This window comes from Candidatus Chloroploca asiatica, assembly GCF_002532075.1.
In the GTDB taxonomy this organism is placed as follows: Bacteria; Chloroflexota; Chloroflexia; order Chloroflexales; family Chloroflexaceae; genus Chloroploca; species Chloroploca asiatica.
Map to the genome: position 1 here is coordinate 23,243 of NZ_LYXE01000123.1, position 13,594 is coordinate 36,836.

The following is a 13,594-nucleotide window of genomic DNA, read 5'->3' on the forward strand; positions in this document are numbered from 1 at the left end:
GTAATGATGCGGATCTCTTGAAGTACTATGTATGCATAGTACTATAGTTGTATCAGAATGGCGTGAAAATTATGTCACATGGTAATAACAATTTCTTTAACTATTATCTTGAACATGCATCTGACCACGGATGCAGTAAACATTTAAGCCATGTTAGAGCAGACGGCTTGCAACTCTAATAGGCTGGCGTTTTCAAGAGACAGTAAGAGTCTGCTTACGCAGCTAAACATAGAAAATATTGATTGTTTGATGGCGTGGATTTATGCTATCAAACAATCAATAATATGTCAATACCCATTACTAAAATCAGACTGGATTTGCTCTATTTTCAGCTACTCCACCCCCACCTCAGCCAGATAGATAGCCCCGGCTGCGTTGCCGTCGAACACGAAGCGAATGGTCTGGATCTGGTCGAGTACCAGCGCGGGGTTGGCCGCCTGGAAGTCCGCTAGCGGTAGGCTGTAGCTCTGCAGGACGATCTCTTCAGGGGCGATCTTGGCGGGGAAGCCGTTCATCCCGGCGAGCCAGTTGGCCTTGACGAGATGGGCAGGGAGCGTTGGTAGGATTGGCCCAGATACGCTTAATGGGAGGCGCGCTGTCTCTCCAAGAGACGTTTCAACCTCCACCACCATGCCCGTTGCCATCGGTGCGCCCGGCACGCTGGCCAGGGCCAGGGTGAGGACGTGATCCGGCGTGAGCTGCCAATCGGCAACCTGGCGCGGGGCGAGCGGTACCGCGTATTGCGGCTGTGACCCGGCGCTCCAGCTAAGATGCAATGCCTGGATGCCCTGGCTCGTTACGCCGTCGCGCAGCATAAGCGGCTCTTGTGTGGCAAAAAGACCGCTGCCTGCAACCGCTGCGCCGCCAATGATGTTGATGCGACGAAAAGAGGCGTCCTGGTATTGTGTGACAATGATCGTTTCAGGCAGCCAGGCAAGCCCGGTGACTGGATTGCGAAAGAGCTCAAGGTACACTGCTTCACCGCCTATCGCTGCGTCGAGAAAGGCGGTGATCAAGACCTTCGCCGCTTGCTGTTGCGCTGCCTGGCTGAGCAGCGGGGCCCGATTTAAGAGCCACGAGTTGTACAAACCTCGATCGCGATCACCCCAGACGCTGTTAAACTGCCCATGATTGCCCTGATAGACATAGGCCAACGCTTTGAAGCCCTCTGCGTTCGCCGCGAGCCGCTGGCGACTGAACTGCTGCTGCCCGTACAGCAGATAGGTGTCGGCGTCATGTCCCGCCCCCAGCAGCAGATAACTGGTCCGCTCGAGCAACGGCTTTCGGTCGTATGGCCCGGTGTAGGCGTCAGAAGGGGCAATGGCAACCACGCCGCGCACGCCAAAGCCAAATGTGTCCGCGTCGGTCAGGCCAGGGAGATCGTGCGCGTTCATCTCGGCTGCCCAGGCGACGGCTTCCCCGCCACGTGAATGGCCGATGAGCGCCACCCGCGCGAGATCGACCCGTCTGGTAAAGGGATTGCCCGGTGTCTCGTTCCACAAGCGCCACTGCTCCAGATGCTTCAACAGCATCCAGGCACGCAACGGTATTTCCGCATTCGCGCCATCCATGAAGAGCAGTCCATTGAGGAAGTTCTGGTCAACCGAGACGACAATATACCCCCGGCTCGCCAGATGCTCGCCCAGGTAGGCATAGCCAGGGTCAGAGGGTCTACTCATCGCGTGGTTGCCATGCACGATGAGTACCAGGGGTGCCGGCCCGCTATCCTCCGCTGGATACCAGACGGTGCCGTTTAAGGGGAGTTGACTGTAGTCGAAGCCCCAGTACCACTGGTAATACGATGCGCTCAGGCCGCTGTAACCACCAAAAATGGGTCTACCATCTACGGGTGGCGTCATGAGAAGCGCCGCTTCGCCAAACTCTGGGCGATGGTTGCTCTGCCCGCGACCATACGTGAGGCGCGTGACAGTATAGGGGCCAGATTGACCAGGGTTGGCGAATGCGAGGTTGGGGCGGGCCGATGGCTCCGGCAGCGGTGCCAGATACCCCGCAAACCCTGGATTGACCACCCAAAACACGAACGCCAGGATCAGCGCCATAGGCAGACCAACGAGTGCGAATTGAGCCAGACGGGAACGGCCCTTCATCCGCGCCAGGGCAACCGACATCGCCGTGAACCCGGCCAGAACAATGGCGATCTCACCGACCACCGGCAAGACAATCTGCTGAAGGAAACTGTTCGGCCAGAGCAGGTCGCCAGCAATAAAGACAAAGGCCCCCAAGATGCGACCGAGCGGCACGGGCGGTACAAGACGCAAAAACTGCGTCCCGTGGGCAAAGCTCAGGCGCGCAAAGAGCCATCCCAACACCTTCCACAACAGCACAACCAGCCCCTCGCCCGCCGCGAGGAACGCAAAACCCAAAAAGCCCCCCACAACCGCCAGCAGCAAGCGCGGGAGGCCAAGATCAACTTCAACCGCCAGCAACGCAGTGACCACAATGGCCGCCCACATCACACCACTGCCAAAACGCTCGAAGGCAACCACCCATGGCGAAGCCCGCTCGGCAACGTCGGTCGGCCTGGGGCTTGTCTCAGGTGATGCGCGCACTGAGTGAGGCATCGCAACACATCTCCGTCTAAACTGATGCCAGAACCAAATTGTAGCATCGATCCCATGTCACCGAACCGACCCCGTCGGGCCGAATCAGCGGCCACCACCATGCCTGGGAGAGTCTACAATCATGGTCGCGACTGCGCCCTTGCCATGACATCATACCTCTCCCGATGGCACGCCACATCATACACCACAGGATCGCATCAGCGGGCCACCAGATTACATCGGCCCACACTCCCAGGACGCTCCCACCACAAAAATGGTGGCACCAACCTCGCGCATCGCTGCCTGAGGGAGCCTCCCGCCGCAAGCGGGGTGGGCCACACCATGGTCGGCGCACGGCCCAGACATGGCTTCCCGTGTACGTGGCAATGACGTGGCTTGCGTGCATTTCAGCGCCACCCCTGCCCTGACTTCCCCGCGTGCGCGGGCTTGACAACGAGGCGCACGCCATAGCGGGGCGGTAGGATCGGCCCCTGAACGACTACGTCTGACCCTTCTACGCGATCGAGTCACCTAGCGCAACATCTCATTCACCGCAGCGAGGTCAAACTCCTCGGGATCGAACTCACCGCCAATCCATTCCAGCAGATCCTCGTGCTCGGGGTGTTCCGGATCGCTGATCGCCTCCAGGAAATTGGCGTAGCCCCAGACCCCGCCACAATCCTCGGGTGGGCAGGCCCGTTTCCCCGCCGTGCAACGCGGATAGCTCACCCCTGGCTCGGGGGCAAGTAGCTTCTCGAGCAGCACCTCGTGGGTCCAACTATCGCCAAAGTCATACTCGTAGCTCAGCTTCTGCCTGGGCGCGGTGAGCAGATCGTTCAGCTTGAACCGACGCTCATCGCGGACATCCTCGTCATAGTTTGGGTTCGGCACACCGTAGGCGACCCGTCCGACGCTGAACATGTGCAGATGCGAGTCTGTCCAACCCATTGCGGTCTGGATGATCATGTGTAGCGTTGCCAACGTGACGTTGTCGGCAACCTCGACCCGTCGCCAGATCGGTGGCTTGCTATCCTTGAGGCTAATCTTCAGTTGGTAAATACGGCTCGGAACCGCAGCGGCTTTACGGGGCATCTGACCCTCCATAGGCAACTTCGAGCACAACAGCGCTGATCTATATGCTCACGCCACCAGGGACTGGCATCCCGTACCATCCCAGATATACATGACAATATACAGTACATCATGCATTTCGAGAAGAGAGTCCCCGGCATGAAATAGGGCTACGCTGAACCTGCGGAACCCAAGTTCTGCCATGTTCAGCGTAGCCCTGCGGCAGCAAAGTAGGTCTTAGCGACGATCATATCAGCGTCAAGACAAGAAGGGGCCTGGCTCTTTCCCTACCCCTCCTGCGGCTCAGCAGCGGGCTTGCTCGCCGCCGCCACTCGTGCCCGCAGCGTATCAAACAACTCGATGGAGAGCAAAACCGCCGTCGGCTTCCCCTTCTGCGTAATCACGACGGGGCGCTGATTCTGAGCCGAGCGCCGGATCATCGATGCCAGCGAACTGGCCGCTTTTGAGACCGGCAGCACGCCATGCTGCAGGTCGATGTCAAAAAAATGCTTGGTTGGAGATGTCATCAGGTTGCTTCCTTCCTCTCGATTGCACTTCCACCGCAAGGCGCCTGGCGATCAAAACAACCAGGGCCCCCTCAACGGAGGCGTGCGGCGGGGTTGCATCATGCTACCACAGTCGTGCAATACGTGCATCACCTGGGCGATGGCGCTTGGATCTTCTGCTATCGTGGATGGCTTAAGCGGTTATCCAGGCTCCAGCGCCGGCTCACGATCGCAGGCTTCGGCACAGACACATGGGCCTGCACCACCAAAGGCAAATATGAACAACAGCGCGAACTGAACGGGCAGCAAGGCCCCGCCCGCTAGTGCCACAAGCTGCGCCCAGAGACGTTCTCACGCCGGGCAGCAGGGCCAGGAAGAGGATCAGGAGGGCGTTAACGGCTCCTGAAATTCAGAACTTCATTCCGGCCAACCAGGTAGTCAGGCTTTCCTCGCGGGCTTTGAGGTCGTCGCGGGTTTCATCATATACGCCGGGCAGGTATGCGCCCGCAATCTTGCCGTCCAGGATGAACAGTACTCGACCGGTTTTGGCGGCCACTTTGACATCGTGCGTCACCAGCAAGATGGTCACGCCAGTGCGATGAATTTGCGCCAGGAGGGCCATAATCTCGTTGGCGGCGGTGGAATTCAACGCGCCGGTCGGCTCGTCGCCAAAGATAATTTTCGGGTCGCCCATCAAGGCGCGGCAGACGCCCACCCGCTGGAGCTGCCCACCGGAAGCCTGGGTGATGTCGCGGTTTTCCAGCTCGGCGATGCCGGTTGTTTCCATCAGCGTCCTGGCTTTGGCGACCAGATGCGCACCATTTTTACGGCCGTCGCGCATGGACGGCAGGATGATGTTGTCGAGGATGTTCAGGTTTTTGAGCAGCGTCGGCTGTTGGAAGACAAAGCCCATTTTGGTGCGGCGCAGGTCGGCCAGTTCGTTTTCCTTCAGCGCCGACAAATCCGCGCCGTCGAAGGTGACTGTGCCGCTGTCCACGCTGTCCATGCTGCTCAGGGCATACAGCAGCGTGGATTTTCCCGAACCGGAAGGCCCCATCACGGCGACGAACTCGCCCTGGCGGATGTCCACCGAGATACCGTCGAGGACGTTGCGCTTTTCCGCGCCCAGGCCGAAAGACTTGGTGATTTTTTCGCTGGTAATAAGCTGGTGCATGGCTTACTCCTTGATGTTGTCAGAAATTTTAATATGTCCTGCGTCCAGGGTGCCGAGGATTGTCGCGGCCAGCGCCACACCCGCCATCAGCAGGGGGCTGAGCAGGTAGGCAAAGCCTGGGTTGACGATGAATTTAAAGGAGGCCGCCCCAAACGAGCCAATCACCAACCCCGCCAGCGCCTCGCCGAGCGTATTTGCCAGCAGCGTGCCAAGCAAGATGCCAATGATCAGGACGAAAACCGAACGCGCCATGTACTGCGCCTTGATGTCCGCGTTCGTGAAACCAAAGGCCTTCATCACCGCAATCGCGTATCTATCTTTGGCGACCAACATGCGCATGAACAATAGGGTGATCAGCGCGATGAGCGTCAGCGCAATGCCGACGGCCGCATAAGCAGCCTTGCCGATAGCGCTGATCGTCCCGCCGTAGGTTTGCCGGATAAATTCATCAATGTCCGAGACTTTGGCGAAAGCGAACTTGTCCGCGTAGGCGGCAACCGTTTCATCCAGCAGCACCGGGTTTGTCAACTCGGCGGTGATGACGCTCCACATGGTGTCCGCCGAGTCGTCGGCGAACACCGCTTTGGCCGATTTGCCGCCGTGGGTCACATCGGAATAGACACCACAGACCGTGAGTATTGTCTCCCGCCCGTTGATTATCAGCGTGATGACATCCCCCACCTCTTTGCCCATTTCTCTGGCGTTCATCACCGAAAGCGCGATTTCGTTCTCCGCCGCGGGGGCGCGCCCCTGAATATAGGTCAGCGGAAAGACCGCATGGTCGCCCAGTTCAACCTTGAGGCTTTCCTCCGAGCCGTCAGCCAGCTGCACGGGGAAGGTTTTGGTGGTCAGCACAACAAATTTGGAGATGGCTACGTCATTGGCCATCGCCGCGGCAATTTCCGCCGCTTTTTCGGCGATCTGGTCGGTCTGCTGAATGTCAATGCGCAGGTCGCTGTCCCCAACGCCCATGTAGGTGATGAAACTGTTGGAGGCGATGGTGTTGTGCAAATTCTGTGGGACGATGATGATAAATGCCGCCAGCGCCAGCACCACCAACATAGTGGCATACAGGCTTTTGCGGACAAGCACATCTTTGACGCCGAGGAAAATATTCGTGCTGAGCAGTTTGTTCATGCTCAGGTGGAAACGCCGCCCCCCGCCCGCTTTTTCCTGCGAAATCCCAAAGCGGATGGCTTCCGCCGGGGAAATTTTGCGAAACCGCCCCAGCACGCCGTTCACATAGGCGCTAATTGCCAGGAATACCAGCAGGACGCTGATAATCCCCAACAACGGCGCCAGGGTAGCATTTGCGCTTTCGCCCATGTACAGCCGGATGTTGGTCAGCAGCGCGTCCCGAAAGACAAAGGAAAGTCCATACCCCAGCAGGCTGCCCACCGCCGCGATGGCGACATATTTGGTCAGGTAGATTTTCTTGATGTCGGACACGCGCAGCCCGATAGCTTTCATCACCCCGATTTCGCGGTAGTCGTCCTCGATTTTCGCCAGCAGCGTGAAGCGGATGCACAGGAAGGCGATGGCCACCACCAGGGCGCTAACCAGGAGCAGGACCGCAATCATCAGGCCGTCGGAAATGGCATTCATCATTCTGAACAGCGGATAGGTGATGGCTGGCCCGTTGGCTTCGAGTCCCGCGGCGGTGTAGGCCGTCCCGAATGCGCTCAACCTGTCCAGGTCATGCAGCCGGAACTGGATCAGGTATTCCACGCTGCCGAACGGCCTCAGTGCGGCAAAGTCGTTGTGACTGACCAAAAAGCGCTTGGACGAGGCGAGCATGGGTTGCATTTGCGAGTCGCGGAGAGGCCCCGCAATAGTGAGTGGCTTCCCGGCTACGGTCACGGTATCGCCAATTTTGGCGGTTCCATCCTGCATGTAGGCGATCGGGAGATAAATGTCCCCGTCTGCGGCCGTGATGAGGTTGCCATCGAGGTCAAGCAGGAAATCGAATCTTTCACTCTGAACCACCAGCCCGTTATCCTGGATGGTGCCGGCCAGCGAGCCGCCGGCAAATACAAACTGCGCGCCGTCCACGTTGAGAAATTCAATCACCTGGAAATCGGCCACATCCTCATGCTGTTCGGCAAAAGCAGTCAGCCGCGCCAGATCCACTTCACCGGCGTGCATTTGCATGAAGTGGGGCGTTTTTCCCTGCGTCATCATGGTATCAATCGCGCCCGCCAGGTTAACGACCAGGATCGCCGCCAGCGCAACCAGCATAGTTGCCGCCGCAACAAACAGCATGGTCGTCAGGGTGATGGCCTTGCTGTTGAGCATATCGTTACGGAGTAGTCGGTAATACATCGGTCACCTCTGTTTATTTTGCTTCTTCCCGCAAGACAACATGCCGTCTGGCAAAGGCAAAGCCAAGCAACATTTCACGTTGGCAATCGTTCAGATGCATCATTTTATCTCCGCAGTTTCAGCAGGGTTTTTCAAATAACGGTTGAGAAATTCGAGACAAGCCCGGTTTACCTCTTGCAAGTATCCCACCCGGTCATGATTGGGCTGCCCGCCTTCCAGCAGCCTCGTCAGCAGGGGGCTGGCAAGCGCCAGGTCGGTCAGGGAAAAATGCCCCGCGCCGGGCAGGTGCAGGCTGACGGCAGTCTCCGGAGCGTCGGTAAGCAAAGCCGCATTGCGGGCATATTGCGGCCATGCGGAGAGATGGCTCCAGGAACTATCCGAGTAGATGTTCAAGACCGGGACAGGATAAGCCTTGTCAAGCCAGAGAAACTCTCCGTTTTCCACGCCGATAATCTCATAGAAAAACGGCGACTCCAGTGCAATCACAGCAACGACATCATCCCTTTGGCGCGGGATAGCCAAGGCCGCCGAACCGCCGAGGGAATGTCCCATGACGCCGATTCGCGTGCCATCTACTAGCGCATACACGCCATCCGCGCCGCCAGCAGCCCGGGCCAGGATGGTATCAAGTACAAAATGAATGTCAGCCGTGCGGATTCCCATCCAGCTCTGGTAGTAGCGAAAACTTTGTTCTTTGTCGCGCCCGGCATCCTCCCGTTGGAGTTCGGCGAAGTATGCTCGACTTACAAAAGTCGTGCGCCCATCTTCGCTTTTTGTCCAGAAGGCGTGATAAGGGTGGCCGATAGCGCCGACGATATAGCCATGGCTTGCCAACTCGCGGTACAGGGACTCGTTGCTGGTTTCTGTGCCAAGCCCGCCATGCGAAAAGACAACCAGTGGATAGAGTTCAACCCCGCCTGTGCCTTCGGGATACCAGAAAACCACGTTGACCTGGCGATTTTCCCCGATGTCAGAATAGTTTTCAGTGCGCTTCTCATCAGTGTAGGTATAACGTTCTGTTCCGATGGTATAAGGCCCGGTCACATCCATCGGCTGGTAGGGTGGGAAAAGCAGGAGATACATTGCCAAAAAGAAAGCAGGTAAAGCAACAAATGCCCATATAGTTTTAGATTTTCTGGTTTTTGTTTTCATAGCGAGGATGAGGGAATGCAGTCAATTCGAAGTTGGCGTAGGGGACTTGCGTTTCACCCAGGCGCGCACGGGCAACGCCGTTGGCGCATGGAGGCGGCAAGGAGCATTTGGTTTGGAGAAGCTGAACGGCCATGCCGTCAGTATAGACGGGAAAGCACGTCGGGGCAACACCATTGCGTCACCATATTATGCGCCGGTAGGCACAAAACCAAGCTGGGCTCTGCGCAACAAGCGAGCATGCGACCCTGGCTTTGCCACAGTACACCGCCCAGTGTGACTGGATTGTCTGGTCGCGCAGCGGCTGGGCGTCGCCGTTCTTGGGGTATAGCCACGATTCGTGCAACATCGCCCCAGGTGCAGGGTTTCGCCCGTTCTGATGCGGCATCGCTCTCTCGCCAAGCCCAGTTCTGAATGCCAGCGCAGGGGCCTGCGCTCGCAACGTCGGTGATCCTGGTGGGCTGCGCATGATGGTGTGAGCGCGGGTCGGCACCCGAAACCGGTGCCTGCACTGCCACCGCGTCCTAGGCTCGCAGCGGAGCCTCGTCGTTGTTCCGCCGCAGCCCGAGCCGCAGCGTGAACAGCCCGCGGGCCTGTACCTGCCGGGGTCGCGTCAACAAGCTGGAGCTACACCGCCGAGGCCGCAGCGGAACGCAGAGCAACGAACGAGCGACAAACCCCCCCAAGCACTGGCGAAACCCGGGCATCTCTGGGGCGGCCCGCTCAACGTGACTCCGCCGACTGACCATCCCGACGCACCCGACGACCAACATGGTCAGCTTCGGCAGGCAACCCGTCAGGCAGGCATTGCAGCGGTGCATCAGTTCTCAGGATCGCAACGGCAAACGCGGTTTCTGCCCCCGGACTTAGCCTGGTAGAGCGCATCGTCGGCCCGCTTGATCCAGGCATGAACGCTTTCTTGGGGCTGAAATTCGGCAACACCGACACTCACGGTGACTGCGCCGACCTCGGGGAATGAATGGTTCGCAATGATGACCCGCAGCCGATCCGCCGCGTGCAGCGCCTCGGTCGCTCCGCAGTGAGGCATCAGGAGAGCGAACTCCTCGCCACCCCAACGAACCAGGATGTCGACCGTGCGCAGATGCTGGCCGATAAGACGGGTTAACTCGATCAAGATCCGGTCACCGACGAGATGGCCATAGGTGTCGTTGATCACCTTGAAATGATCGAGATCGAGCATCAGCAGCGACAACGGCATGTCGTAGCGCACGGCGTGCGTGCGTTCCGCCGCGACCGCCTCCTCGAAATAGGCCCGATTCCAAACGCCGGTGAGGCGGTCTGTGACGGCGAGTCGTTGAAGCTCCGCGTTGGCCTGCTGGAGCGCGCGATTCGCCGTTTCTGCCGCGTCCCGCGCCTGGACCAACTCCGCCACGAACCGCTTACGCTCGCTGATGTCGACGAAGGAGCAGATCAGTTGGTCGTCGAGGATCGTGCCGCCGATGACGATATCCTTGACCTGCCCGTTCCGGCTCGTCACGCGAAACTCGTGAGGCGTCACATGCCCCTGCTGGGCGGCTGCCTGTGCGATCGCCACATTCCATTTGTTGAGCACGGTGCGCCGATAGTCTTCCTCCGGATAGGCCCGCACGAACCAAGCTTCGTGGGTCGGAATCTCCTGCGGAGTCCAGCCGAAAATCTGATCAAATGCGGTATTGCGGTAAAGAATCCGTTGATCCGCCTGCAAGTTCGCCACCGCGACGGCGACCGGCAGATGCTGGAGCATCTTGCGCAGGCGTTCCTCGCTGCGCTTCGCCTCGCTCTCGGCACGCTTCACGGCCGTGATGTCCCGCGACACCCCGAGTATTTCCACTGTGGCACCGTCCGCGGTATGAACCGGCAAGACGTGGACATCGCACCAGATGGTTGAACCGTCCTTACAGCGATATTCTTGCTCGTAGCGTGCATACTCCGGAGGGAGCCCGGCTTGGAGGCGACCCGCCATGCGCGAGAAATAAGCCAGTGTGATCGCCTGAGACTCGGGCGTCTGGATCTCCTCAAGGGTCTGCTGCATTGCCTCCTCCTGGGTGAAGCCGCGCAGTCGCTCCACCGAAGGGCTGATATAGGTGATCCGACCATCCAGCGACATGGTCCAGATGACATCCGATGCGTTCTCGGCCAGCAGACGATATCGTTCCTCGCTGACCTGCAGCTGCTTCTCGGTCTGCTGCCGCGCCTGTTCGATCGTGAGCAGCTGATCTTGGGTCTCGTCGTGCCAGTTCATAGGTGTTTACCCTTGAGGGCGTTCCTCCCACCCGCTTCTCGCGGTGGGAGGAACGCCCCGGCTTTCGCCCCCTTTAGCGCACGTTTGCATGGGCATGCGAATGCTGATATCCTACGCTCAGATGTGCGAAGGCACTCGTGGTGCGCACCACGAGCCACGGTTTGCACGTTGCCAACTGAACCTTCGGGAGTTCCGGCAGAGAGCCCGCTGCCGGGTAAAAGGTTGACGGTCTGCGCCACGCACGACACCTTTCGTTGGGCAGGGCCGCCCGTCAGACGGCCTCTTGTGCTGCGTCGCCTCCGGGCGAAGGAGCGCGCACACGCCCACCTGCTTTCGCGGTGGGTATCTGACCACTCTCACCTTTCGATAGTGATTCCATGTCGACAAGAAACTCGTCGACGCGAAACCCACTTTCGTTTTTTTCCAATCGTGTAGTGAGTGCTCAAATGGGGATTGAGTTGCCATCTTCGCTGCTGTCTTTCTTGAGAAGCGCAAGATAGTTGCGGCGTATCCGCTCAATGAAGCGCGCGCCATCGAATGGACGGTCGAAAAGCCTAGTGTACTCACGTGCAATCAAAGCGAGGGTTCAACCACGATTCCAGCACCTCTGCTGTTCGTTGTCTTTGGTCATCGGTTAAGACATTTCAGGTCGGGGGCGAACTATCGTATAGCGTAGATCGTGAACACGATGCCTCGCGTGGCCTGAATGCTCCTTGCACGCTACCATATCACAGCGGGAGCACCGAATCCATTACCATGCGCTAACAACGTGTGAAGAACCAGCAAGAAATGCCGCGCAAAAGCTGATCCAGCCAAGACTCGCCTGGGAGCAACAAGATCGCCCACAAGCGCGAGGGCTAAAAGCAATACTTTTCCAATAAGCTCACGCGAAGGCGCGAAGGGTTCGCTCACGTACGCGAAAAACGTTGCGCCTTTGCACCTTTGCGTCAAAACAATCGCCTTCTTTGCAAGGTATTGGGGCTAAAAGGCCGGTGCGGAGCAAGCGGGGCATGGGCAACGCACGCAAAAGCGTTCACAACGGGGGGGCCACGGATCGTGTCGCAGAACGCCCGGCTCAGAAGCAGGGAACGACGACACGTCGGCCCCGTGGCCCTCACCGCCTTCGGCGCAACCCTCGCGAGCCGCGCCCCCAAGAGGCCCTGCGCCGAGCTTCGTGTTACCAACTCCATGACGCGACAAGGTGGATGGCTTGCATGCTTATGGGGCGCAAGCCTGGGCTTTGCCAGTCCGCGTGTTTCGTCCGATCCTGGTGGATGGTGCATTGGCGGTAGTGAATGTCAATCACAAGGGAACGCGGTCTATCGAGGTGATGAGTTGTGTTTGTCACTGCCACCTGGTCACAGCACGTGTGAGCTTCCGCCTCCTTCCCTGAATGATCGCGCCCTTTGCTTGGCCTTCGGGTGGGCCGCTATGGATGCGGCCAGGCTGTCAGCAGCACATTTAGCGTGCCGATGCGGAGGGGCCCGCCGTCGCAACATGAGCGGAGGATGGCGCGGAAGCGGGTGCGGGGGATCGGGGTGGTGTGCGCTGCGGCTCCACTCAAAATCGCCCCACCACCCAGACCACCCCGGCCAACCCGAGCAGGTGCAAACCCACCAGCAGCCAGAAGGTAAGTTGGTAGGCCGCCTTCCGGGTTTTGTGCGGCAGCGCCCACTGCGCGATCAGCGCCCCCGGCCAGCCGCCGAGGGCGTCGAGCAGGTGCAACGTCGCTTCAGGGACGCGCCGCTGGCCCTGGGTTGCCTGGATCTTGTCGAAGCGGTAGACGAGGGCCGTGAACCCGCTGAGCAGCACATAGGCCAGCACGATCCAGGGGGGCAGCAAACCGAGCCAACTGATGACGCCGACGGCGAGCAGAAAGAAGCTGCTGGCGAGGATGGCGAGGCGCAGCGACGTGCCGAGGCCGGGGCCGACACGGACGTTGACTGCGCGGAGGCGCTGCTGGGCATCGCGGCCCAGGTCATAGACCACCACGCTTCCGGGGCCGAGGCGGTGCCGTCCGGCGACGACCGCCGTGATGTGGACAAAGACCTCCTCGCCGCCGTGCTCGGGGGCAAGGAAGCCATAGCCCTGCGCGGCCTTCCAGGTACGGATGACCCCGCGCTGACGGCGGGCCAGCGGATGCGCCGGGCTACGGGGTACGCTCGATCTGCGCGACATACGGGGCACGCTTCCTTTCAGGGCACTGCGTGGTGTGCGTTTGCACCGCCTCCGCGTTGGCAAAGACGGCACCGCATGCGGTGCAGGCATAGATCAGCCCGGTCGTCGCGCCCAGCGAAGCGGGGCTAGGTTGCGCCGCGCACCCATTGGCATGGGCCTGTGCGATGGCGGCGCCCGCAAAGCGTTCGCCACAATAACCGCATTTGAATTCAGCCATCGTGTTGTTTCTTTTTTCTGTCTCAAACCATCACTGAAGCCATGTTTTAGTCTACCACCGTATGGGCATCAGCGTCTACCCCAGCGCTGGGGGGCGTTAGGGCGATTGCATCATACGAAACCGGATGCAAACATACGCTCTATTTGGCAGCATGTGCATGCAACCAGCGTCGCA

9 protein-coding genes are annotated in these 13,594 nt (G+C 59.3%); all 9 read right to left on the bottom strand.

The window, feature by feature from the left end; translation table 11 throughout:
* Positions 1-332 precede the first annotated feature (332 nt).
* The 9 genes from A9Q02_RS16180 to A9Q02_RS24330 all read right to left on the bottom strand — a co-directional run bounded on the left by A9Q02_RS16180 (position 333) and on the right by A9Q02_RS24330 (position 13,420).
* Positions 333-2,582: an alpha/beta hydrolase family protein gene (locus A9Q02_RS16180; protein WP_097654124.1), complete on the bottom strand. Its 2,250-nt coding sequence runs from the start codon at positions 2,580-2,582 to the stop codon at positions 333-335.
* 510 nt (positions 2,583-3,092) lie between these two features.
* Positions 3,093-3,653: a plasmid pRiA4b ORF-3 family protein gene (locus A9Q02_RS16185; RefSeq protein ID WP_097654125.1), complete on the bottom strand. Its 561-nt coding sequence runs from the start codon at positions 3,651-3,653 to the stop codon at positions 3,093-3,095.
* 266 nt (positions 3,654-3,919) lie between these two features.
* Entirely contained in the window at positions 3,920-4,159 is a 240-nt protein-coding gene (locus A9Q02_RS16190; protein ID WP_097654126.1) for a type II toxin-antitoxin system Phd/YefM family antitoxin, read from the bottom strand.
* 388 nt (positions 4,160-4,547) lie between these two features.
* Positions 4,548-5,312 carry an ABC transporter ATP-binding protein gene (locus A9Q02_RS24325; protein WP_172451051.1) on the bottom strand — a complete coding sequence of 255 codons (765 nt, stop codon included), beginning with the start codon at positions 5,310-5,312 and terminating at the stop codon, positions 4,548-4,550.
* A gap of 3 nt (positions 5,313-5,315) precedes the next feature.
* A complete protein-coding gene (locus tag A9Q02_RS16195; RefSeq protein WP_172451053.1) occupies positions 5,316-7,634 on the bottom strand; it encodes an ABC transporter permease in 2,319 nt (772 codons plus the stop codon).
* A gap of 99 nt (positions 7,635-7,733) precedes the next feature.
* Positions 7,734-8,786, bottom strand: a complete 1,053-nt coding sequence (locus A9Q02_RS16200; protein ID WP_097654127.1) for an alpha/beta hydrolase family protein — start codon at positions 8,784-8,786, stop codon at positions 7,734-7,736.
* 817 nt (positions 8,787-9,603) lie between these two features.
* On the bottom strand, positions 9,604-11,025 hold the full coding sequence (locus A9Q02_RS16205) for a sensor domain-containing diguanylate cyclase (protein ID WP_097654128.1): 1,422 nt from the start codon (positions 11,023-11,025) through the stop codon (positions 9,604-9,606).
* Positions 11,026-12,585: 1,560 nt separating this feature from the next.
* Positions 12,586-13,203, bottom strand: coding sequence for a DUF1294 domain-containing protein (locus tag A9Q02_RS16210; RefSeq protein ID WP_172451055.1), 618 nt, complete (start codon positions 13,201-13,203; stop codon positions 12,586-12,588).
* A complete protein-coding gene (locus tag A9Q02_RS24330; RefSeq protein WP_172451057.1) occupies positions 13,175-13,420 on the bottom strand; it encodes a hypothetical protein in 246 nt (81 codons plus the stop codon). The genes A9Q02_RS16210 and A9Q02_RS24330 overlap by 29 nt, the downstream gene beginning before the upstream one ends.
* Positions 13,421-13,594: the final 174 nt, after the last annotated feature.